General features: G+C 56.6%; 15 protein-coding genes. 6 read left to right on the top strand and 9 right to left on the bottom strand.

Translation table 11 applies throughout. The annotated features are described in order from the left end of the window. Window positions 1–34: 34 nt before the first annotated feature. The 5 genes from JTM80_RS11610 to JTM80_RS11590 form a co-directional block, all read right to left on the bottom strand. Window positions 35–2,353 carry a GAF domain-containing protein gene (locus JTM80_RS11610; RefSeq protein ID WP_205369452.1) on the bottom strand — a complete coding sequence of 773 codons (2,319 nt, stop codon included), beginning with the start codon at window positions 2,351–2,353 and terminating at the stop codon, window positions 35–37. Further along, window positions 2,350–2,790, bottom strand: coding sequence for a response regulator (locus JTM80_RS11605; RefSeq protein WP_205369450.1), 441 nt, complete (start codon window positions 2,788–2,790; stop codon window positions 2,350–2,352). Before JTM80_RS11605 ends, JTM80_RS11610 begins: the two co-directional genes overlap by 4 nt. Beyond that, window positions 2,787–6,602, bottom strand: coding sequence for a PAS domain-containing protein (locus JTM80_RS11600; protein WP_172357961.1), 3,816 nt, complete (start codon window positions 6,600–6,602; stop codon window positions 2,787–2,789). The genes JTM80_RS11605 and JTM80_RS11600 overlap by 4 nt, the downstream gene beginning before the upstream one ends. A 313-nt stretch (window positions 6,603–6,915) precedes the next feature. Then, on the bottom strand, window positions 6,916–9,348 hold the full coding sequence (locus JTM80_RS11595; RefSeq protein ID WP_205369449.1) for a transglycosylase SLT domain-containing protein: 2,433 nt from the start codon (window positions 9,346–9,348) through the stop codon (window positions 6,916–6,918). Between the two features lie 229 nt (window positions 9,349–9,577). Next, complete coding sequence (locus tag JTM80_RS11590) at window positions 9,578–12,271, bottom strand: PAS domain S-box protein (protein WP_205369447.1); 2,694 nt, start codon at window positions 12,269–12,271, stop codon at window positions 9,578–9,580. A gap of 1,026 nt (window positions 12,272–13,297) precedes the next feature. Between JTM80_RS11590 and JTM80_RS11585 the strand changes: the two genes are divergently transcribed. After that, a complete protein-coding gene (locus JTM80_RS11585) occupies window positions 13,298–14,578 on the top strand; it encodes a hypothetical protein (RefSeq protein WP_172357965.1) in 1,281 nt (426 codons plus the stop codon). A gap of 75 nt (window positions 14,579–14,653) precedes the next feature. Continuing rightward, entirely contained in the window at window positions 14,654–15,646 is a 993-nt protein-coding gene (locus tag JTM80_RS11580) for a pentapeptide repeat-containing protein (protein ID WP_172357967.1), read from the top strand. 107 nt (window positions 15,647–15,753) lie between these two features. On the opposite strand, the gene JTM80_RS11575 is transcribed toward JTM80_RS11580, so the two are convergent. Further along, the gene (locus JTM80_RS11575; protein ID WP_068513509.1) at window positions 15,754–16,479 is read right to left on the bottom strand and encodes a hypothetical protein; all 726 of its coding nucleotides are present in this window, start codon (window positions 16,477–16,479) and stop codon (window positions 15,754–15,756) included. A 502-nt stretch (window positions 16,480–16,981) separates the two neighbouring features. Here JTM80_RS11575 and JTM80_RS11570 point away from each other — a divergent pair. Beyond that, window positions 16,982–17,416 (top strand): GNAT family N-acetyltransferase, encoded by a 435-nt coding sequence (locus JTM80_RS11570; RefSeq protein WP_316786785.1) that lies wholly within the window; start codon window positions 16,982–16,984, stop codon window positions 17,414–17,416. 92 nt (window positions 17,417–17,508) lie between these two features. On the opposite strand, the gene JTM80_RS11565 is transcribed toward JTM80_RS11570, so the two are convergent. Next, window positions 17,509–18,096: a DUF4332 domain-containing protein gene (locus tag JTM80_RS11565; RefSeq protein WP_228721652.1), complete on the bottom strand. Its 588-nt coding sequence runs from the start codon at window positions 18,094–18,096 to the stop codon at window positions 17,509–17,511. A 279-nt stretch (window positions 18,097–18,375) separates the two neighbouring features. Here JTM80_RS11565 and JTM80_RS11560 point away from each other — a divergent pair, with 279 nt between their 5' ends. Continuing rightward, complete coding sequence (locus tag JTM80_RS11560) at window positions 18,376–18,735, top strand: hypothetical protein (RefSeq protein WP_172357968.1); 360 nt, start codon at window positions 18,376–18,378, stop codon at window positions 18,733–18,735. Between the two features lie 74 nt (window positions 18,736–18,809). Here the strand turns inward: JTM80_RS11560 and JTM80_RS11555 are convergent, their stop codons facing one another. Next, window positions 18,810–19,763: a stage II sporulation protein M gene (locus JTM80_RS11555; protein ID WP_205369445.1), complete on the bottom strand. Its 954-nt coding sequence runs from the start codon at window positions 19,761–19,763 to the stop codon at window positions 18,810–18,812. Between the two features lie 167 nt (window positions 19,764–19,930). Between JTM80_RS11555 and JTM80_RS11550 the strand changes: the two genes are divergently transcribed. Together JTM80_RS11550 and JTM80_RS11545 are read left to right on the top strand one after the other, a co-directional pair. After that, complete coding sequence (locus JTM80_RS11550; RefSeq protein ID WP_172357970.1) at window positions 19,931–20,968, top strand: DUF975 domain-containing protein; 1,038 nt, start codon at window positions 19,931–19,933, stop codon at window positions 20,966–20,968. A 6-nt stretch (window positions 20,969–20,974) separates the two neighbouring features. Further along, on the top strand, window positions 20,975–21,754 hold the full coding sequence (locus JTM80_RS11545) for an RDD family protein (protein WP_172357971.1): 780 nt from the start codon (window positions 20,975–20,977) through the stop codon (window positions 21,752–21,754). Window positions 21,755–21,757: 3 nt separating this feature from the next. Here JTM80_RS11545 and JTM80_RS11540 read toward each other — a convergent pair whose 3' ends face one another. Beyond that, window positions 21,758–24,022 (bottom strand): amylo-alpha-1,6-glucosidase, encoded by a 2,265-nt coding sequence (locus tag JTM80_RS11540; RefSeq protein WP_172357972.1) that lies wholly within the window; start codon window positions 24,020–24,022, stop codon window positions 21,758–21,760. Window positions 24,023–24,076 lie beyond the last annotated feature (54 nt).

Below are 24,076 nucleotides of genomic sequence, written 5' to 3'. Positions count from 1 at the left end.
TTTGGATTTGCGATTTTGGATTTTGGATTGCTAGTCAAGCGTTTGCAGAATTAGCGCTTGCAGAATTAGCGCTTGCAGGCTTAGGCTGAATCGGTAACCGAATCGTGAAGCTAGTGAGGGCGTTGGCGCTTTCTACCCAAATCGAACCATGCAGATGCTCTACCAGCCGCTTGACCAGTGCCAGTCCTAGCCCAGTACCGCCACGATTCCACCGATCTACACTGACCACCCGGTAAAACTTTTCAAACAGGCGCGGCAGTTCTTCGGCGGGCAGTTCTACTCCTGAATTGCTCACCTGAACGTTCAGCATTCCATCCGCAACGTGGGCCGTTAGCGTGATTAGTTCATGGGGTGGAGTGTACTTGCAGGCGTTGTGCAGCAGTTCCATTAAGATGCGTTTGAAGCCGTTCAGGTCGGTGGTGATGGACGGTAGGTTTTGTGGTAAGTTGACCTTCAAGCGCTGGTGCTGTTCCTGAATGCGGGCCTCGAAGGGTTCAATGATCGACGGAAGCCAATAGTTGAGATCGACGTTTTCCAGTTCGATGGATTGCACGCCTGCTTCTAGACGCTGCAAATCGAGTAAATCGTTGATCAGGTTTAGTTCCTGTGAGCATTCATCTTCTAGGATTTGCACATAGCGCGTGAGGCGTTCGTCCTGAATTTGGTGTTGTTCTAACAGCACTTCGACCATTTGGATTGCCATTTTGATATTGGTTATGGGCGATCGCAGTTCATGAGACACGGTGCTGAGAAAGTCGTCTTTGATTTGATGTAGCTTTTCGAGCTCAGCGACCTGGGCTTGGGCGGTTTGGTACAGGTTGGATTGACGCAGGGCGATCGCCATTTGCAAGCTGATCTGTTGTAGCAGTTGCAGTTCCCAGGCTCGCCAGTCGCGGGGGCCTGTGTTTTGATAAACAGTCAGCAGTCCCCAAAGCTGTTCGTCTAGGAAAATAGGAGCGATCGCATAAGCCCGCACCTGAAACTTAGCCAGGATTTCAACATGACAATCCGTGTGCCTGGCCTGATAAATATCGCTGACGGCAAAGGTTTCGCCGTTGCGATAGTGCTCGTCTTTGGTTTCCTTCAAGTAGGTATCTTGCCAAACAGTCTGCACGCCCTCTGCAACCAGGGGTGACCATTCCTCCCCCACCGACTCTGCCACAAACCGACCGCTCCAGTCGGGCGCAAACTGGTAAACCGTTACTCGATCGACCTGGAGCGTTTGTCGCGTTGCGTCCAGCACGGTTGCCAGAATTTCGTCTAGATCGAGCGATCGGTGGATATTTTGCACAATCAGCCGCAGCAACCGCTCTTGTTCTGCCTGCTGCTGCAATGCCAGCGTGCGCTCCTGAACGCGCTGTTCTAGCTCCTGATTCAACTGTTGCAGGGCGGCTTCGGCTCGCTGCCGTTCTGAGAGTTCTAGCTGGGTCTGGCGATAGAGGTCAGCCTGCTGGAGGGCGATCGCCACTTGGTCTGCCAGGTGCTGCAAAAGCTGAATTTCCTCCGAGTGCCACTGTCGTGTTTGGCTACAGTGGTGAGCAATCAGCAATCCCCAGAGATAGTTAGGCTGGATAATCGGCACGATCAGACTGGCCCGTACCTGAAGCTGTCGCAGAAACTCTGCATGGCAGGGCTGGATGCTGCCGTCCTCAATATCGGCGATCGCCCAAGTGTGACCGTGAAAATACTGCTCGATGTAGTTTTCTTGAAAGCAGGGGTCGTAGAAGTCCTGCCCTAGCAAGGGTTGCCAGCCATCGCCTACCGATTCTTGAACCACATAGCCCTGACTTTGGAGACTGACCCGAAATAGGATCACGCGATCGGCTTGCAAGAGTTGGCGCACCTCGGTCACGGTTGCGGACAAAATTTCGTCCAAATCGAGCGATCGCCGAATGCGCTCCGTCACCGTCCGCATCAGTTGTTCGCGCTCTGCCGTTTGTCGCAGTTGAATTTCTGCCTGTCGCCGTTCCGCTCGAACCTGCGCTTCTCGAACCTCGCGGCGCACGGCTTCTGGCAATCGGGTCAGGTTTTCCTTCATCAGATAATCGTGCGCCCCGGCCTTCATCATGGCCACCGCCGCGATCTCGCCAATTGTGCCCGACACGACGATAAAGGGCAGATCGACTCCACTTTGCTGGAGGATGCTGAGGGCCGCAGGTGCATCGAATCCCGGCAGCCGATAGTCTGAAATCACCACATCCCAAGTGCGCGATACTAGCGCTGCCCGCAACTGATCGGCCGTTTGCACGCGCTCCCAGACCACATGAAAGCCGTCTTGCTGCAAAGTCCGCAGCACCAACAGCGCATCGTCTTCAGAATCTTCGACCATAAGCACAATCAGTGGCTCACTCATGCCAGCGAACTCCCAGGCAAGCTTTCCGGGGGTGGCTCATTAATTAGCGCCCAATATAGCCCCAATTGGCGGACTGCTTCTGTAAATTGCTCAAACTCAACCGGCTTTCGCACGTAGCTATTTGCTCCTAGGCTATAGCTTTCAATCATGTCGCGATCTTCGCTAGAAGAGGTCAAGATCACCACGGGCAGCAGGCGGGTGCGCTCATGGGCCCGAATTCGACGCAATACGTCCAAGCCGTCAATTTTGGGCAGTTTCAGATCGAGCAGCACCACACAGGGCAGCAACTCTAGTCCAAATAGCAGGTTCAAGGCTTCTTCCCCGTTCCGAGCAATCAGGATCTCATTGCCTAGATTGCCCCGTCGGAGCGCTCGGAGCGTCAGGCGTTCGTCATCCGGATTGTCTTCGACAAGGAGGATAGGGCGCAAGGAACTCATAAATCAGATCTTGCCTCAAGTCTTGCCTCAAGCACGGGAATTGGAAGCGTGAAATAGATCGTGGCTCCTTGCTCGATTGCCGCCTCTGCCCAGACCTGTCCACCGTGGCGATGGATAATGCGCTGGACAGTCGCCAGCCCAATGCCCGTGCCGGGAAATTCAGTCATGTTGTGAAGACGCTGGAAGACACCAAACAGCATGGCGGAGTAGGCCATATCAAAGCCGGCCCCATCGTCTCGAACAAAGTAGACCGTCTGTTCGGGCTGCTGGAGGATGCCAAACTCGATGCGGGCAGTGTTGTGGTGGCTGGTAAATTTCCAGGCATTTTGCAGCAAGTTGCTGAGGACGACGCGCATCAGGCAGGAATCGGCCCAGACGATGACATCGGGCGTAATGATGCACTCGACCTGACGTTCGGGTTCGGCGGCTCGTAGCTCTTGCAGAAGCTCGTGGGCGATCGCACTCAGGTCAACAGTGGCATATCGCATCTCCAGCCGCGAAACGCGAGACAGGCTGAGCAGGTCGTCGATTAGCATTCCCATGCGCTGCACATTGTGCCGAATCCGATTGAAATAATCCCTGCCCTCGTCGTCAAACTGATGACCATAATCCTCCAGCAGCGCCCTGCTAAAGCCGTCAATCGCGCGGAGGGGCGATCGCAGATCATGCGACACCGAATAGGCAAAAGCTTCTAGCTCCTGGTTGGAGGCTTCGAGCTGGGCCGACTTTCGCAACAGTGCTGCTTCGGTTTGCTTGCGGATAGTAATGTCGTAGTTGATGCCTGTCATGCGAAATGGCTTGCCCTCCGCATCGCGCTGCACCACCGCATTAGCCTTAATCCATCGCAGTTGACCATCGGTGCGCCAGATGCGAAACTCCACATCATAGTCTCCTTCACCGCGAATAGCCGCTTGCAGGGCAGCCTCAGTAGGAGCTAAATCATCAAGATGTAGGCGATCGCGCCAAACTTGATAGGTTGCTGTCTGACCAGACTCCCACATTTGTTGTAGCCCGTAGATCTCATACATGCGCTGATCCCAGCTAACCTCATCAACCATGTTCCAATCCCAAGTGCCAATTTCCCCAGCGTTCAGCGCCAGCGTCAGGCGATCGGCCAGTAGGCGGTTTTGTGCTTCAATCTGTTTGCGTTCGGTGATGTCGAGGACGATGCCTCTCAACTGAATCAAGCGTCCCGTTGCATCCAGCACAACTTCGCCTTTGGCCTGTAAATGTCCAGTTGATCCATCGCCCCGACAAATCCGAAATTCAACGTCATAAGCCTGATGGGTATCTACTAATGTGTAGACTGCCTGGGCGTGCAACTCGCGATCGCCCGGATGAATCAACTGCTGAAGCTCTGCAAAGTTCTTTGGCGCTCCCAGAGCCGGATCGCGGTGAAAAATGCGAAAGACCTGATCTGACCAAGTAATCCGTTCTGTTTGAATGTCAAACTCCCAACTGCCAATGTTGCCGATGCGTTGGGCTTCTTTCAGGTGGGCCTTGCTGGTTTGCAGTTGTGCCTCGATTGTTTTGAGCGGCGTAATGTCTACATGACAGCCCACCATCCGCAGCATCTCGCCCGACTCGCCCCACTCAATTGCCTGCCCGGTGCAAATCACCCAGACGATTGACCCATCCTTATGGCGATAGCGAACTTCGTTGTAATATGGCTCTACCCCACGACTCTGGACATGGCGCTCCAGGCAAGCCTTCGTCTTGGGCAAGTCTTCGGGCAGAATGAACTGCTCCCAGTTGTCGAGCGTGTTGGGGATTTCGTCGTCTGCATAGCCCAACATTCGCTTTAAGCCCGGACTCCAGTAGTTTGTGCCCTCACGGAGATTACAATCCCAATAGCCCGCCAGCACCGAGTCGAGGATGGTTTCTAGTAGCTTTAGCTCTTGCTGAAGTCGTTCGGCTTGTAGTCGGGCTGCTTCGGCTTGCTTGCGTTCGGTGATGTCTTGCCCGATGCCGATGCTGCGACCGTCCGGCAGGGAAATTTGAGTCCAGGCGGTGTCGATCAGGCGGCCGTCGCGGGTTCGGAGGCGGAACTCTTGCCAGGTGGAGTCGGCGGCTGCGATGTGGCGAGTCACCCGGTCGTAGTCAGCCGGATCGGGGTAACACTCTCGCAGCACGTCGCGGGTCAGGTGTTCTGCCTGAGTCCAGCCGACGGTCTGCTCAATAGTCTGGTTGACCAGCAAAATGTTGCCCGTTTCTGAATGCACGCTAATCATGACCGGGAGATGGTCGAGGGTAATTTGCAACAGTTCTTTCTGGGCCAGCAGTTCGGCTTCGGCAAGCTTGCGATCGCTGATATCGGTTACAAATCCTTCCAGCCATTGCAGGTTTCCGGTTTCATCGTAAATCCCCCGACCGCGCTCCCAGACCCAGCGTTCCTCGCCGGTCTTTGTCCGAATACGATATTCGCATTCGTAGGGCGTGCGATCGCCCACGGCTTGTTGCACCCGTTCCCAAACCCACTCTGCGTCATCGGGATGAATTTCCTGACCACAGGAAATCGAGCGCTCAACCAGATACTCCTCCTGACGATAGCCCGTCACGGCTTCTACGCCTGCGCTGATGAAGATGGGCGTAAAGTTGGGGTCATTTTGCACGCGGTAGACATAGCCTGGCAAGTTGCTGATCAGCGTCGAAAGCTGCCGTTCGCTGGCGGCGAGGGCTTCTTCCGCTTGCTTGCGCTCGGTGATGTCTCTGGAAATGCAGAGGAGAGAGGTAATCTTCGCCGCCGATTCTCCGGCCTGCGGCTCGTCCCATTCCGGCGCAATGACCATTTCAAAGGCTCGGACTCCTTCTAGCGTTGGAGTCGAGAACTCGATGACCTGCTTTTCTCCTGTCGCCAGCAGGCGATTTACAGCGGCTTCCCAGGTGTTCACCATTGTTTCATCCAGCCCCATCTCGCGGCAGCTTTTGCCCAGAAACACCTCGGTAGAAAGGCCTGTGATGCGGGTTAAAGAAGGGCTGACGTAGAGATGCCGCAGGTTTAGGTCAAACCGCTCGATAATGTCGGGTGAATTTTCGACCAGGTTGCGAAACTGTCGGCGGGATTCGTTCAGGGCGGCTTCGGCGTGCTTGCGTTCGGTGATGTCGTTGATGGAACCTGCCATGCGGGTCACGGTTCCTGCCTCATTTCGCAGCGCTTGCCCTCGCGACAGCACCCATTTATAAGTGCCGTCTTTGCACTGCAATCGATGCTCTAGGGTATAAAAAAGAGCCTTGCCCTCTAGGTGTTCGTAGAATGCAGCCGTGACCGCAGGCAAATCATCCGGGTGAATCAGGCTCTCCCAGACTTTTGGGCTATCCATAAACTGGTCTGCATCAAAGCCCAGCATTTCTTTGCAGCGGTCAGAAAAAAAGACCTCACCCGTTTGAAAGTTCCAATCCCAAATGCCGTCGTTGGTGCCCTGCAAGGCAAGCTGCCAGCGTTCTTCACTGAGTTTTAGTGATTGCGTGCGATCGCGCACTAGGTCTTCCAGATTGGCTTTGGCGATTTCTAGCTGGGCGGGGCTAGGCAGAGCCAAGGCTTCAGGAATTAGCGGAATCAGCTTGGTAGCAGTGGTTAGCGCCAAGATTGCATTAAACGCCTTGATGCCGCCCGATACCCAATAGTCGGGATGCCACAGCGTCCAGATTTCCATCACATGGCTCAGCCCACACACGCCAACAAAGGCGCTAAAGATCTTAAATAACCAGCGATAGGGCAGATCTTGCCGCTGCTGCACAAAGTAGAGCAGCGCTGCGGGAATGGCGAAGTAGGAAATTGCAGTCAGCCCATTCGACAGTCCATGTAGCCACACTAGTCGAGGGTCCCATAGATAGCAGTGGCCATGGGGCACAAACGCTAAAACAGGTAAAGGAATTTTAAATACACTGGACAGGGCGTAAAGGCTTGAGAACATCTCTAACGTCTGATTCGATTGCTCTCATTTTCGCCCTAATGCATAAACTTGGCTGTATTTCCATCGGCGATCGCCCGAAACAACATCCGCCAAAATGCGGAATGCCCCTGCGACGGTAAAATCACGAGGGGCATTTGGGGAGTTTGGGATTTAGAGTGAGGGGGCGGTTCGCTGAAAGTGGGGCTTAGAAATGGGGCTTAGAAATGGGGGCTTAGGGCAGCGACTCGGCAATGGCGCGGTGGCTGGCGGAAAGCTGGGCCAGCTTGGCGGATACGTCGGGGTTATACAGCCGTAGATAGTTCCAGTAGTTGGAGAAGACGGCTTCAACGTAGCCCTTGGTTTCGGGGTAGGGAATTTGCTCAACAAACAGATCGGGATCGCTGTAGCCAAAGCGCTCGATCCACTGGGCGATCGCCCCTGGGCCGGCGTTGTAGCTGGCTACGGCAAACAGCGAGTTGTCGCTGTAGGTTTCATGGGTGTAGTTGAGATACCAGGTGCCCAGTTTGATATTGTCGTCGGGGTTTTCCAGGTCATACTGCGGCTGGTTCAGCTTGCTGGCCACCCAGCTTGCGGTTCCTGGCATCAGCTGCATCAGCCCCTTGGCTCCGGCGGAGGACACGATCTTGCGCTCAAAGCGCGACTCTTGGCGGATCAGCGCCGTCACCAAGAGCGGATTTAGCCGCATGGTTTGTGACCACTGCTGAATCGGCTCGGCAAACTGAAGCGGAAAGAGCGATCGCCAATAGTCACCCTGCTGTCGGAGTGCTTGCACCTGTGCCTGTTCTGTAGGCTCGGTGCGGCGCACTAGGCTAGAGATCTGAAAAATGCCCTCCAGGTTGTCGCCCACGCCCAGCCGGATCAGCCCGTCGGTAAATTGCTCCTCCACCGTTGGCGACTGGCGATTGGTAAATTCCGTCTGCCACAGCGCCCACGCATCCTGATACTGGCCCAGTTGATAGAGTTCCTTCAGCGTGTCGGAGCCAGCCAGCGGCATCGGGTGCATGGCGGGCAGTGCGATAGGCGGCAGCTTTTGTCGCACGGTGGTAAAGTCGCCCACGTCCCAGCCCAGCATCGTCGCCGATCGCCAGGCGTAGTAAGACTCTGGATAGCGGCTGAGGACATATTCGTAGGCCTGGGAGGCTTCTTGGGCCTGTCCTAGCCGTTGCGCCCACTTGCCCACCCAGAAGGCGGCCTCGGCGGCGAGGGGGCTGTCGGGATTTTCCTGGGCCACCTGTCGCGCCAGAGTCCACGCGCCCTGGATATCACCTTGGGCGGCCTTCTCTTCGGCCAGCATCCAGCGCAGTTCGGCGGCGGCATCGGTCTTGCTGTGGCTTTCTAGGAGCATTTGGGCAACCTGGGCCGTCAGCGTTGCCTGGGCCGCGTCGGGCTTGACCAGTTTGTATTTCTCTAGCAGCGCGTCGCCTGCCCGGTCGGGATACTGGCTGATCACTTGGTCGAGATAGGTGAGCTTTGCTGCGCGATCGCGCCCCAACTGGGCCATGCGCAGCAGCGAGGTGGGGGCTTCGGGCGAGTCGGGAAACTCGGCAACGACTTTGTTGTAGGCGGTGACTGCGGTGTCGCGGCGGCCCGCAAGCTGTGCGCCCCGTCCTTCTCGGTAGGCGTTGAGCGGCGTGCGGGGGGCTTTGGCATAGGCCTTGCCCGCTTCGCCATAGCGCTGCTTTTCCCAGTTCAGAAAGGCGATCGCCTCCCAGTCTTCTGGCTCTAGCGTGTCGGCGTAGTCTTTGGTCAGACGGTCGAGATATGCGCCCACTTCTGGCAGATAGTGCCCATAGCGGGCAATTTGTAGCAGCAGTTCGGGCTGCTTGGGGTCTTGCTTGAGCAGCGTTTGGGCAATTTCGAGCGATCGCGGATGTGCCGGAAAGCGGGCGATCGCCGTTTGCCAATAGCTGGGGTCTGCTTTGCCCAGCTCATACAGCGCTTCCACCGAGGCGGGCTTCTTTGCAAAGCGATTTGCGAGTTCTTTCCAGGCTTCCGTTTCCTGTTCGGTTTCCCCTGTGGCAGCATGGGCCTGGGCCCGTCGCTTCAGCGCATAGGCCGCAAGCGTCGAGTAATCCTTATCCAGCTTTTCCAAAAAGGGAACCGCTGCGGCGGCCTGTCCCTGCTGAATCAGGTCGCTGGCCAGCAGAAATCGCGCCCGCTTTTGATCGTCGGATCGTTTGCCCTGGGCCAGCAGTTGCAGTTGGGCGGCTCGCTGCTGGGGGGGCTGCGTCGCTAGGGAAAACACGGCCGATTGCGGCGTTTCGGGAATCGCCAGCGTTTCTTCTCCAGTCGGGTTCTGGGCTGAATTGGAGGATGCCTGGGGCCAAAGTCGCGTCGCGGCGGCACCTAGCAGCAGCACAGTCAATCCCGTGCCGATGGATAGCCATAGGGCATTTGCAGTTCGCTTCCGTTTCATCTTGCGGAGAATCGCTCTAGGGGAGTGGGCAGGGAGTTGTCTCCGCACCGTCTTGTTTAGCGGAGTCTTGAGCGATGGTAACCGCTTTGGAGGGGAACTCGCCACTGGGCGGGGGGCAGGACGACGACCCGGCGATGGGTGAGACGGCTGAGGCGGTTTGGGAACGAGCGACTTTCCGGAGCGGGCGGGCGGACGTTTACCAGCAGAGCGAGAGGAGGCCGATCGCATAACAAAACCCTGGAGATGCTGAGAGCGCAATCTTTTCACGAAACTTATAGCTCAAAATCCCAGAATCCGGCCCGCTTTTCTCAAAATTCAGGATTTCTACTGATGACGCTCAAAGGACACTGTGCCCACCAATCTATTACCTCTTCCCTCTTCGTTCTTCGTTCTTCGTTCTTCCCTCTTCCCTCTTCCCTCTTCCCTCTTCGTTCTTTTCCCCCTTCCCCCTTCCCCCTCAATCTCCCCCTCCTCCCTGCCGAATCGGAATTTCAATCCGAAACATCGCCCCCTGGCCCGGTTCGGAAATGCACTCCAGAATGCCCCCATGTCGTTCCGTGACGATCTGGTAGCTGATGGACATGCCAAGTCCCGTGCCTTTGCCGACGGGCTTGGTGGTAAAGAGGGGGTCGAACAGGCGCTTCTGAACCGATTCGGGGATGCCAGGGCCGTTGTCGATCAAGTAGATAGCAACGCGATCGGGCACGATGTATTCCGTGCGGATGGTGATGCGGGGGGAATCGGAGCCATTCCTGCCGGGATTGCTTTGCGAATTGCCCCAGTCTCCTTTTTCCAGCGCCTCGTCAAGCGCGTCGATGGCGTTGCTGAGGATGTTCATAAACACCTGATTCAGCGAGCTAGCGTAGCACTCCACCTTGGGCAGCGAGTCATATTCCCGCACCACCTCGATGGCGGGCTGGCCCGGCTTTCCCTTAAGCCGATTCTGCAAAATCATCAGCGTGTTGTCGATGCCCTCATGCAAATCGACGGCTTTGAATTCCGCCTCATCCATGCGCGAGAAGTTGCGGAGCGACATGACGATTTTCTGAATGCGCTCTGCCCCAACCCGCATAGACTTTAGCAGCTTGGGCATATCTTCTAGCAAGAAGTCCAGGTCGGTGTTGCCCAGCAAGTCTTGAATGGCAGGCACAGGGTCAGGATAGTGCTGTTGATAGAGGCGTACCACTTGCAGCAGGTCTTCGGTGTATTCGTTTGCATAGTTGAGATTGCCGTAGATGAAGTTCACCGGGTTGTTGATTTCGTGAGCCACGCCTGCCACCAGTTGCCCCAGTGATGACATTTTTTCGCTTTGAATCAGTTGCGATTGGGTGCGCTGGAGTTCCCAAAGTGTGTTTTGCAATTCGTCAGTTTGTTGGCGCAGTTGGGCTTCCGACTGCTGGAGGGCTTCTTCGGCAAATTTGCGATCGCTGATGTCAAAGCGAATAGCCAGATACTTTTGCACGCGCCCATCCTGGTCGAGCGCGGGCACGATGGTGGTAGATACCCAGTAAAAATGACCTGCTTTGGCGCGATTTTTCACCTCGCCGCGCCACACCTTGCCGCTGCGAATCGTCGCCCACATGTCCCGGAAAAACTCCGGTGGATGATAGCCAGAGTTAACAATCCGGTGGGTTTTGCCAATTAGTTCTGCCTCGCTATAGCCTGAAAGCTCGCAAAACTTATCATTGACATAGGTGATTATGCCGTGGGGATCGGTCACTGCAAGAATGGCAGCCTGATCCATTGCGAACTGGCGGAACTGGAGTTCCTTCAGCGTTTTCAGCAGGGAATGCTCAGCCCGTTCGCGGATAGAGACAGCCTTTTGCAGTTCATCGACGGTTTCCTGGAGTTCGGCGGTGCGCTCCTCCACGCGAAACTCCAACTCTTCCTTGGCCTGGCGCAGGGCTTCTTCGGCGTGGCGGCGATCGCTCACCTCCATCGAGATGCCCGTCGTGCCGATAACCTGCCCTGCCTCGTCATACATCGGCGTTTTGGTTGTGCTAAACCAGCGTATGGTGCCGTCTGGCATGGGAAGCTGCTCTTCTAGCGAGAAGATCTGACCCGTGTTCATCACGGCCTGGTCTTCATCCTGGAACATTTGCGCCTTGTCGGTCGGCCAGAGATCAAAATCGGTTTTGCCAATCAGGGCTGCCGGAGCAGTCCCTACCGACTCGGCAAAAGATTGGTTTACCACCACATGTTGTCCCTGACAATCCTTTAGCCAGATGCGATGAGGAATGTTGTCCAGTACGGATTTGAACAGGTGTTTTTGGCGGCGCAGTTCTTCCTCGGCCTGCCTGCGATCGGTGACATCGCGAAATGTGCCGACGGCTTTGAGCGGGATACCGTTTTCGTCGTGGATGGTAACGCCAATATCGCGATACCAGCGGCATTCGCCCGTGCGGGTAAACATGCGGTATTCCACGTCGTAGGGGGTTTGCCCTGTGGGGTCTTGGATGTGGGCTAGTAGGGCGGCGGTGACCCACTCGACATCGTCGGGATGGATGCGATCGCGCCAAGCATCTACTCGGTTAGGAAACTCATCCACTGTCTGAAAGCCCAACAGTTCGCGAAACTTGGGCGACCACCAGACGGGATTATCGGGATGGTTCAAGTCGCCGTTGATCAGCCCAATTTCCCAAAGCCCCTCGTTGGTGGCCTGATTGGCCAGATCAAAGCGGGCGATCGCCACCTCTAGCTCTGCCTCCCGCCACTTCAGCGCAGTCATGTCTTGAATCGTGCAAACCAGATAGCAATTGCCCAGTGCGTCTTGAATTCGCGTTTTCTTGACCAGCACGATTCGGGTCACGCCGGAGGCATCGGTCATCGACTCTTCATGGACTTGGGCTTCTCCGCTTTGCAGCACCAGACGATCCGCCGCTTGGAACTCTGCTGCCTCATGGGGCAGGAATAGGTCTTGATCGGATTTGCCCAGAATCTGCTCTCGCGTCAGCCCCGTGAGCTGGCAAAAAGCGTCGTTGAAGTATAAGTAGCGATACTGATCGTCTTTGACAAAAATGGGGTCGGTGATGCCCTCCAGCACCGCGCTCAAAAATCCCTGGGCGCTGCCCGAGGCTGCCGCCACAGTGAGCGGGTCGATCGAGCCAGCCGTGTCAACGGGGCGATCGCCCGTGGAGGGTCGTTCAGACAACGAGGATTGAGATGATGGTTTAGCGAACGATGGATCAGACAGCAATTGGGAAGAAAGAGCCTCGTCTGGAGACATAGGTTTGATGATGGTTTAATAAGCTGACTCGGTGAACGCTACAGCGTTGTTGGGTGGGATGAAGTCGCACTGCCCTGAAAAGGCTGCTTTGATAAGTTAAAGATAGAGATGGCGCACCCGTTGGAGTAACTCACTAGTGTCAAGAACGCTACAGATAGACATGAAACCGACGTGTAGCCCACTGCTATGATTTTCACCGTTGATTGAATCCGAATATGGTCGTTTAATGCAGAGCGAATATTCATCTGATACAGAGCGAATGTTACGGAGCGACTACAGCGTTTTTGAAGCTAGTGAGGTATAGATGGGACAAAAGCCGTCGCATAGCTAGCATATGCCTCGCCTTGCAGGGGAGTGCTGTAGAGCAACTTCTCTCATAGAGTTCCCAATCGCTCTCGTAAACAAAACTACACAAACCATATCCGGTCGAGGGATGTGGAAATTTCGCAAAGTCATTCGCTGATGAACAAGCTGTGTGACCTGACCCTCCCGCTTTAATTGGTATTGCGGTGGATATGGTTGAGCAGCAGCAAGCCTCGGTGCTAGGTCGGTTTGGCGTGATTAGCTTGGCCGGGCAGTTGGGGCTGGTGTAGGCAACCTACACTGGCGTAGGCAACCTACAGCGTTTTTGAAACCAGTAGGACTTACGCAGTTGGACGATTTCTCGCGGGCGCAGCCCGCGAGAAATCGTCCAAAACCCAAAGAGCCTATCGCAAGTGCGTAAGTCCTGACCAGTTTGAAACTAGTGAGGTACGAGATGGGTCAAGAGCTATCGCCTTTCCTAGTGAGCAAATGTCTCACATCGCAAGAAAATGCCGTGGCTAGCGCTATGTGAAATTGAAATTTGGGCATTGCCTGGCTTACTGTGCAGGTTGACTGTGACAGTTTTGCAAAGTCGTTATTTAATAAGAAATAAGCCGCGCATGAGGATGATAAACGGTGCGATCGCCCTTGGACGAGGTAGTACAAAACCTCTCGCAAGATCCCAATCTGCTTCGCATCAAGAAGTTGCTGATTTACGCCAGCCAGCAAACTTGGGAGCGAGATCCAATCAAAATCCAGCAGGTAGACCTGTATCCGCTGGTGCAAGACCTGCGGGCCCAGTATCCCACGCGCCAAATTCTGGAAGCGCACCTGACGGCTCTCGTCAACACGCTCAGCAAAGTGACAGAGTATACCCTGGTAGCCAATGCTGCGCTGAGCTATCTAGAGCCGCTCTATCCGGCAAACGAGTCTTTGGCGATCGCCGCCAGTCCCCAAGACTATCAGCAGGTTGCTGCCCAGTTTCAGCAAAATACCAACAGTTCCCGCATCAAAAAGCTGCTCTTCGCCGCCTGCACCCAGACCTGGGAAAATGACCCCCAGGTGCTGAGCCAGCATTCCCTAGTTGAATTGGTGCAGCGGCTCCATCGGTTGACCGCCACGCCTCAAACCCTCGATGCCATCCTCTCCAGCATCGTCCGCACGCTCAATCGCCAAGCCGAATACACTCGCGTCGCCCAGACGATTATCCACGCCTTTACGCCGCTCTATGGGGACATACTAGAGGTTACCCAGGCCAATCTGGCAGTCCCTCCCTCCTCGCTTGCCGACGAAACGCGCATTCACAACTCGGTTGCGCCGCCCTCTATCCGCTCTACTGTTGAAGCATCTCCTGCTAGAGAGCCTACAGAAGCTCTTGCCACAGATTTCCCATTTCCGCAATCTAGAGCCTGCTCCGCTACATCGGCTTCTTGTGAATCGCTGCTTAAACTAGACGACCCGGCCTTGTGGGTTGATTTGCGGCTAACGCTAATGAAATTCAGCAACCCACTACGGGCAAAGCTGCTGCTATACACGGTGCTATACGAACCCCTGCCGCCGGGTCTGCCAGCCTGGACGCACTTGAAAGGCTACGATCTGGACACGCTGCTCAAGCAGGTATGGCAGCAGTATTCCTCGTTCAACGTGCTTAGTGCTGAGTTGGGAAAAGCCGCTGATTTATTGGCCGATCTGGAATCCACGGGCGATCGCCCTGCCGAGTCCCGTGCCAACCCCTACCAGCCCGTTGCCAGTGCCCTGCTGCGGGCGTTTCAGCCGTTTTATCCCAGTTCAGATTGCACCCAAACCGATTTACCAGCCGCCTTCCCGGAGAATGGAGCGGGCGATCGCCCCAACTCCTGCGCTCCCCCCGCTTCTACCCCAACTGGCGATGATCCCACTGGCATCGTCAGCCATCCCGAACCAAACTAAAAACGCCCCGTTCCGCAAATTAGCCCATCATGAAGGTCTAACTCCCAAATTTCAATCCCCATTCCTGTTCTCTCCATGACGCCGCAAGAACTGCTCCAGCGCTACGCTCAACGCGAAACCCACTTCAGCGGCGAAAACCTAGCCGGAGCCTATCTAAGCCATGCAGATCTGATTGGCATCGACCTCAGCCGCGCTGATTTGCGCCACGCCAATCTTGCCCTTGCCTATCTCAATCGGGCAAACCTCAGCAAGGCCACGCTCGATCACGCAACTCTCAGTGGCATCAACCTCAGTCAAGCCACGCTCACCGGGGCCAGCCTCAATGATGCTGACCTGCACGGCGCAATCCTGACCGGGGCCGACCTCCGCAGCGCAGCCCTGACCTTAGCAGATTTGCTCGATGCCAACCTTAGCGATGCAGATTTGCGGAATACCGACCTGAGTGGCGCAAATCTAACGGGCGCTTGCCTGCGTGGGGCTAACCTGCGCGAAGAAAACCGTCGCTACACCGCCAACCTCCGCGGCGCAACACTCCGCAAAGCCGACCTACGCGGCGCAAACCTGACGGGTGCAGACCTGGCACGGGTAGACCTGCGCGAAGCCGACCTCAGCGAAGCCACCCTCCGCAGCGCCACCCTCAGCAGGGCCGACCTCAGCGGCGCGAACCTGCGCGGAGCCTTCCTCACCGAAGCGGATCTGTCCCAGGCCTACCTGCGCTCTGCCAACCTGACCCATGCCAAGCTAGAACGTGCCATCCTCACCGAAGCCGACCTCCAGAATGCGGTCTTGCGAAGCGCCATCCTGCCCGATGCCCAAATGACCCGCGCCGAGCTACAGGATACAATTCTCGCCTTTGCCCAACTCAGCCGTGCTGACCTCAGCCGCGCCAACCTCCAGGGGGCAGACTTGCAGTATGCCCAACTCACCGATGCCTACCTGGCCAGAGCCAGCCTAGTCAATGCCAATCTCAGCAATGCAAACCTGGTGCGGGCAGAACTCAGCAGCACCGATCTGGCGGGTGCAATTCTCAAAGGCGCAACCCTGCCGGATGGATCAGACGGTTCGTAATCCAGGCTTTCCCAGACGTGACTCCTGGAGCATTACACGTTCAGGAATCCGTACAAGACTGCAAGAGTGGCAACCCAAAATCCCCAATCCCCAATCCAAAATCCACTCTAGAACCTTCGTCCCAAAAGCCGCTGTCGCACGCCGTCCGCAATTTTCTGCCCCAGATACTCTGGAATCAGGTTCTCATTGGGCCCCAGCAGATACAGGATGAGCCGCGTCCGTCCGCGCCACACCAGCAGGTTTGCGTTAACCACCAGCAAGTCTTCCTGCCAGATCGCGTACATCACCTTATAGAACAGCCCCGGCTGGTTGTCTGCCTCAATCAGCAGCGCAGGCAGGTGAAACACTGGGTCCACATAAAACTCGGTTTCCACCTGTTCCAGACCAGCATCCAGGTTAAACTCGACCGCCAGCATCTCTTCTACTTCAAAGCGGCCGCCCAGCGCCTCTCGAATGGCACGACAAACATTCTCTGCCGTCTTTTCGCTCAGCGCCTTGCCGCTCCGCGCCACCACCAGCTTGATAAACACCAGCATCGGCGGATAGATCTGACCGTAGAGACTCAGACCGTGAATCGTCAGCCCGTAGGCTGCCAGCACACCGAAAATGTCACTGAGCAAAAACGACTGGTTGCGGTAGGCAAAGTGCAAGGCGCTCTTATTGCCCTCTGGCTTGATTTCAATAACCGCCTGGCGACTTTTGTAGAGCTGATAGGCCAGGCGCAGGTTTTGAAGCTGAATCTCGCTGCTGACAAATTGCTCATAAAACTGTGGAAACGCCCGGTTAAAGCGTTTCAAAAGTTCCAGCGTCGTTGGTTTTAAGCCCGGAGCCATATTTGGGGAAAGCCCTTGTGTGCCCACATGATGGATTTTGAGTCGATTCCTGAGGCTCGGCAGAACTGCTGACGGGGCATTCAGCTGTCTGAGGGTCAGGATGATCGCAATTTCGCCAGTAGGCGACGCAGTAATGCGCTTCTATCTTAGAAAACCCTAACTGTAGGTCAATCTCTCACAAATTGCACCCCTACATTCGGTGAATTTGCGACCGGGGACATCGAAATTTGTGGTCGAAACGTGGGGTCGAAACGTGGGGTCGAAACGTGGGGTCGAAATTTGTGGTCGAAATTTGTGGTCGAAACGTGGGGTTGAAATTTGTGGTTGAAATGCAGCAGCCTTTTTGGGAACAAGAGAGGAACGCTATACTATGCTAATACTGCTGTCCCAATCTTTGTCTAGGCTACGCACTCGCATGGGCTTCTGGAAAAGCTTATTCACTGCTTCTGATGCTGCCGCTGCGTCCAGACCGGCCCAACCTGAGGGACAGGTGGCACCTGTAATGACGACCACCAGCGGGTCTCGGATTTTTTTTAGCACCGATCGTGAGATTGACCTCTACGAGCTAGAGGAGTTGTGCGATGCGGTGGGCTGGTCGCGGCGACCGCTCCGCAAGGTCAAAAAGGCGATTCAGCACAGCTTTTTGGTGGTGTCGATGTGGGAGCAGCGAGGCGCTCAGCGAAGGCTGATTGGCTTTTCTCGCGCTACGTCCGACCATGCCTTTAATGCCACGATCTGGGATGTGGTGGTGCATCCTGATTTTCAGGGTAAGGGGCTGGGTAAGGCGCTGATGAAGCAGGTGATCAAGAAGCTCCGCAGCGAAGACATTAGCAATATCACCCTGTTCGCTGATCCGCATGTCGTGGAGTTTTATCGGCATCTGGGCTTTATGTCTGATCCGGAGGGGATTAAGGGAATGTTCTGGTATCCCGATTAAGTCTCGATAAGTCTTGAGAGGAGATACGGGAAGATTAGCGCTGTTGGCGCTGTAGGAAGGGCTTTGAATGGCTTTAAGAAGCGGGCGCAACTCTAGCGGCGGGTTGGGCCAAGCTGACGCGCCTGCTCTACCCAGAGCGATACGTCGCCCAGTGGCGGGCAGAGATCTTGGCGCTGCATTGTGGCAATTTGCAATCGCATGAGCTGGCGGTGAAGCTTGGGGAGCGGGGTGTCTGCTAGCTGCTGAACGGAAATGATTCCCGTGTGGAGCAGCAGCCCGCAGTAGGTACAGCCAACAGCGGGAATGCGGGCCAGGTCGCATAGGGCGGCCCATTTGTTGACGTATTTGGGATGAAGCTGGAGGTGCGCTGCCAAGTTGTGCCGCTGGGCGGGGGTTTGGGTGCGCTGCCAGAACTCTAGGGTGGTTTTGAAGCCTGCCCGATGGAGCAAGTCCAGGTTTTCGGCGCTGAGGCCGGGGAGTTGGGCGATCGCCCAGTTGCAGGAGCGAATGGGCTGGGGCAGGGTTTCGCGAGATTTGGGCGGCATTTTAAGCGTTCTGGGGCGGTGGGATGGCTTGAGGCTGGGGCAGGCGACGAGCGGCAACACGATGGCTGGCAACACGATGGTTAGGCTGCTCCAGTTAGGCTGCTCCAAATCCATCATGGCATGGACGCAAGGCATAGACAGCCAGGGGAATTCCTTCGGCAGTCTGGATTGTTGCAAAATTCCTAAGAATTGTTAGGAATTGGCTACAAATGGCGGTTTTCTGGAGCATCTGGGGGCACTCTAGGCGGGTTAAACTGTATCTAATAATACTTTTTGTCGCCATAAGGCTTGCTTTTCTCGCGTGTCTCTTGTCTGGCGGCTGACTGGATTAGCTAACTGCTGGACTGGTTCACGGTTGGCGCTTGTACCGTTTGCTTTTGACTGATTTGCTCTTGGCTTAAACAATCACACTCTATGAAACCGACCCATCGAAGCAGCATTCCTCCCAATGAGATTGGCGGGGCGATCGCCCCTCAGTCTTCCCCACCTCCGTCGTCTGCCGCAGGGATTGCTGCTGAGTCGGAGGAGCTATCGGACAGCCTGTACATTCCGCAGCCGCAGAAGCCTGAATCAGCCCGCCGCGTCCGCAGTCTGAAACGCCAGCAGCAGGCCCGGGCGATCGCCGAAGGTCGCTTGACGCAAATTGGCGAAGAACTGCTGGGACTGGCGGATGATCTGCGATCGCTCAATCCAGACCTGTCGGACTCGCTCGACGATGCCTGGAGCAACGTGGAACAGGCGCTGGAGATGCTGCTGGACGAGGCGGCGTGGTAGGAGAGGGGAACGCGGCGGCAGGCTGGCATGAGTGGGAGGCTGGAAGGATTAGGAGCGCTGGCTTCCGCGCCCCATCACGCTCGCCTGCCCTTGCGGCTGCAATACCCAACCAGTGCGGCAAATAGCCCCATGCCAGCGACATACTTGAGCAGGTCGGGCACAGCGGGGTTGGGAGAAAAGAAGCCTTCGTTAATGCCCGCGATGACCAGCAGCGGAACCACGCCGTACATCAACTGGGCGGCCTGGGTGCCGTAGCGCTTGAGCGCATCGACGCGGCGCAGCGGCCCCGGAAAGAGGAGGGCACGAGCCAGCAGCAGCCCTGCGCCCCCTGCCAGAAAAATGGCGGGCAGTTCTAGCGCTCCGTGGGGAAAGACAAAGGCCCAAAAGGGGAAGGCGAGATTGTTTTGCCCCACCAGCGCGGCGATCGCCCCGATATTGATCCCATTCAGCAGCAGAATGTAGACCGTCGCCAATCCTGCCGTGATGCCGCCCGCCGCCGCTGCAAAGGAGACCTTCAGATTGTTCACCATGATGTTGCTGGCGGCGTAAGGTTCCACGCCGACGATCGACCCCATCCAAAGCTCCTGGCGATCGCGCACCTGGCGAATAATGGAGCTGGGCACCATCAGTTCGATAAAGCTCGGATCGCGCCAGGAATACCACCAGGCGACCAGGCCCGCCAGCACAAACAAGGCCGTTGCCAGCGCGATGTACCCCACGCACTGCTGCACCACCGCCGGAAACCCCGATTGGTAAAACTGGCGCACCGCCTCCCACTCCTGCCGCCGCAGCCCTTGATAAACCTGGGCATAGCCGCGTGTGGTCAGCGATTGTAGCTCTTGGGTCAGGCGCGGGCTGATCTGCTGGGCGCGGGCCAGATCGCCCGACACGGCTCGATAAAGGCTGGCAAGCTGATGAATTTCCGCCGCCGTCAGCGACTTTAGCCCGCGCCGTTCCGCCTGTTGCAGCAGACGGTCGAGGTCGTTCCAGCTTGATTCTCGGCGGGCAGTCCAGCGGCAAATGTCCATGTTGGGGTCAGCGAGGGGAGGGAGCCGGAGCGGGCAAAACGTCTGTTGGAGGACGCAGATCAGATTTCAGGAGATTGCAAAAGGGTGAAACTCTGCCGATGCGTAGACTACGATAGCATCAGTCCTTTGCGCTCTGGTGGGCTGCTTGCCAGCCTCGTTCGATTTTTATGACCCTCAGCCCTAGCTCCGGCCCAAACTCTCCTGACCTGACTCAGCCACTCACTGTCGGCAATGCGGTAAACGTTGGCTTTCGGCTGTATGGAGCCAAGCTCAAGCCCTATTTGTGGCTGGCCACCCGATCTACGCTATGGGTTTTGCTGCCCATTATGTTGGCGATCGCCCTGGGTCTGTTTTATGCCACGACGCAGCGCTACTTCACCACGCTAGGGCTGGTGATTCCGGCGTGGGTGGTGCTGATGGTGTTTTGCTCAGCCCGATCCTACTCGCTATCGGCGGCGATCGCCCGTCTGGGCTTTGGCGATCTGACCCAACAGCCAGAGAGCATCGAAGCGGCCTGTCGCTATACCCGCGCCCGCCAGTGGCAGTTTTTGTGGGTCTATGTGCTGCTGTTTTTGCTGGGAGCCTCAGTATCGCTACTGTTTTACATCGTGGCAGCCGTAGTGGTCGTCGTTATGCTTGTGTTTGTCGGCGGCACAGACTTTTTGCTAAATCCCCAGTCGGCAGCGCTAGTGAACCCAGGCCTGATCCTCCTAGCGTTTCTGGTCTTTTTGGGAATCGTCGGACTGCTGATTTGGATGCTGACCTGGTTTAGCATCCGATTCTCGGTGCCCGATCTGCCGCTGGCAGTGGAGCCAGGACTGAAGGCAACCCAGTCGCTAGGGCGCAGTTGGGAATTGACCCATAAAAACGTCGGGCGAATTTTCCTGATTTTGCTGGTGACATGGATCGCCACAATCCCGCTGCAATTTGTGATTCAGATTCTGCTAGGCATTGCCCAAGAGGCGATCGTCCGCATCTATCCCGAAAATTCTCCCCTCTATGGCCTGCTCACGTTTGGCAGCAGCTTCCTGATTAGCCTACTGCTGGGCATTTTTACCCTACCGCTCTGGCAGTCGATCAAAGCCACCATTTACTACGATTTGCGCCGTCGCCGAGAGGGTCTGGGGCTGCAACTGAGCAATCCTGAACTCGACGATGGGGACTTTGGCTCTGCCGATATTCGGGATTCTGCTCCCCCTCGATGAGGCTCTATGCGCTTTTTTAACCGGATCAATCTGCATACGCCCGAAAGCGTGGAGCTAGAGTTTTCTCTGGCGGGCATCGGCAATCGGGCGCTGGCGCTGCTGATTGATTATCACGTTGTGGCGCTGTCGCTGTTGGGTTTCTCAATCCTCTGGATTTTTTTGTCAACTCAGTTGATGAGCTATTTGCTCCAGCGGGAGGGCGACTTTAGCGCGGTGCCGCCTTGGCTGCTGGCGGTGTTTATCCTGGGTACGTTTGCCATCTATGCGGGCTATTTCATCGGCTTTGAGGTCTATCGCCAGGGACAAACGCCGGGCAAGCGCTTCGCCAAAATTCGCGTCATCCGCGACGACGGCCGCCCCATTGGATTGACGCAAGCGGCGCTGCGATCGCTCTTGCGCCCCATCGACGACTTTTTCTTCATCGGGGCGCTGTTCATCCTGTTTGGCAAACGAGAAAAGCGTATCGGAGATTGGGTCGCTGGAACCATCGTGGTGCAGGAAACGGGTCGTCGCGCTAAGCCCAGCCTGGCCCTTTCCGACCGCACTCAGCAGCTTGTTGCCCATTTACCCACGCTGGCCAACCTGCGGAACCTACACCCCGACGACCTCGCAGTCATTCGTGAATACCTCGACCGCCGCAAGGACCTGACCCGCAAAGCCCGCCATGACCTCAGCCTGACGCTTGCCTGCCAAGTGCGATCGCGCATTCAGCTAGAAGCCATCCCCGACGGGTTGACCTCGGATGAGTTTCTGGAAGCGGTGTACTTGGCGGTCGTTCAGGCATAGACCCTACGCCTCGATCACCACGCGCAAATTCCCGCGTTTTTTCACGACGCAGCATCCCGTTGCATTGCCGACGCGCTCAAACTCCAGGTCGAGTAGGGTGCTGCCCACGCGCAGGTTTTGCAGCGACAGGTGGCGGATCGAGTCGGGCAGCACCGGGTCGAGAATTCGCAGGTGGTTGGCGGGGGCATTGGGCACGGGGTTGATCATCAGTTGCATCAGATGAAACACCGTGCCCGTGGCCCAGGCCTGAGGTGAACAGGCGACGGGATATTGCACCGGGGCTGTGCCGGGGGTGCGCTCGTAGCCACAGAACAGTTCCGGCGGGCGACAGTAGGGCTGTTGCAGCGTCATGTCTAGCAGTCCTTGGGCAATTTCTAGTGCGGCATCGGTAAATCCGAGCGATCGCAGTCCCAGGGCAATCAGTCCGTTGTCGTGGGGCCAGACCGAGCCAACATGATAGCCCATTGGGTTGTAGGCGGGCGACAGGCTGCTCAGGGTGCGGATGCCCCAGCCGTTAAACAGGTCGGGCGCTTGCAGCCGTTCCGCCACGCTACGGGCTTTTTCTAGGTCAAAGATCCCCAGCCCCAGGCAGTGACCAGGATTAGACGTAATGCTGTCCACGGGCTTGCCATCCCCATCCAGCGCCAGCGCACAAAAATCCAGGTCGTCTACCCAAAAGTCACGGTTGAACCGGGTTTTGAGATCCTGCGCTTCGGCCTGCCAGCGATCCGCCAGGTCAAACCGTTTGTAGAGCCGAGCAATGTCGCTGAGGCGGAGCTTTGCGGCATAAACATAGGCCTGCACTTCGCACAGGGCGATCGCCCCCTGCGCCATTTGACCATGCCGATCGACGATGCAGGTGTCGGAATCTTTCCAGCCTTGGTTGGGTAGGCCTTTGCGCGATCGCCGATTGTAGCTGAGATAGCCCGTTTCGCGACAGGACTGGTCAATCCACTCCATTGCGGCCAGGGCATTAGGCCAGAGACGATCCAGCGTGTCGCGGTCGTGCGTCCAGGCATAATAGTCGGCATAGAGCAGCAGCCATAGCGGGGTTGCGTCTACTGTGCCGTAGTAGGGTGTGTGGGGAATCTCCTGGCAACGGGCCAGTTCCCCAAAGCGCAGCTCGTGGAGAATTTTGCCGGGGGCTTCGTCGCGCCAGCCATCGTCGGCTTTGCCCTGATAATGCGCCAAGACGGTCAGGGTTTCGCGGGCGATCGCCGGGTCAAGGATCAGCGTTTGCATCGCCGCAATGATGGAATCACGCCCAAACAGCGTAGAAAACCAGGGCACACCCGCCGACAGCGCCTTGCCCTGCTCGAAGGTCTGCCGCAGCAGGTAGATGTCTTGCTCCGCCCGTTCTAAAATCTGGTTGATGTCTTTGTTGTCGGTGCGGATGCGCGTTGTGGCGGCGTGCCATTCGGTTTCCTCCAGTTGCTCGGCGGCCTTTGCCTGCATCAGCGTCGTCGGCGGGCTGACCGTAGACACCAAGCGCCCATTCATCCGCATTTCTAGCCGATAGCCCACTTTCACGGTCTGGTGAGAGGCTAGGTCTACATACCAGAGGGCGGTGTAGCCCTTAAGGAAACTGGGGCGCTGGTGCAAAAACTGGATGTGCGATTCCGTCAACACGCCGTCGCGCCCCTGATAGGCTAGCGTTAGTTCCGTCGGGTCAGGGACGGAGCTATGGGTAAAGCGGGGCTGGCCGTTGCTGTCGGCATCGCCAAACCCGGTCGGCGGCATCACCCGGCGCAGCAGTTGCCCGCGATCGCCCCGCTGAAAGCCGCGAATTTCAAACAAATCCAGAAAATCGGCATCAAAGCTGAGGCTCATTTCAAAGCGCACAGGCTTCGTGCTGTAGTTAGTCAGCGTCAATTCTTCAAACAGACCGCCATTCAGCACGATTTCACGCTCAATGCCGAGAGTGTCGGCGGGCAGGTTGTCGTCGATCAGCGGGTTGGTACAGAGGGCAGAAAAGGCGAATCCCTTGGTGGCATTGCTGCTCAGCAATACGGGCGATCGCCCCTCGATTTGCAGTTCCAGACGGCTGAGAAACCGTGTATCTCGGCAAAATAGGCCCAGGCTGGCGACGGTGCTATCGTCCAGCCGTCCCGAAATGTTGCCCAGCGTATCGATAATCAGAAACAGGTCATCGTCTTTGAGTGTGAGTGTCGGCTGGGGGCGATCGCTCGTCACACAGGCCCACTCCGCCACAGGTGCTTGATTCGCGGGCACAAAGGTACGTCCATCAAGTTCAATCAGGTCGGGCATAGTCTCTGGAGAAATCAGGGTTTAAGAGCGATGGATCAAGGTTAGGAAACAGGT

The sequence above is a fragment of the Thermoleptolyngbya sp. PKUAC-SCTB121 genome, from assembly GCF_016919485.1.
Classification (GTDB): Bacteria; Cyanobacteriota; Cyanobacteriia; order Elainellales; family Elainellaceae; genus Thermoleptolyngbya; species Thermoleptolyngbya sichuanensis.
The sequence above is the reverse complement of the archived record's forward strand: the minus strand, read 5'-3'. Positions and strand labels throughout refer to the sequence as shown.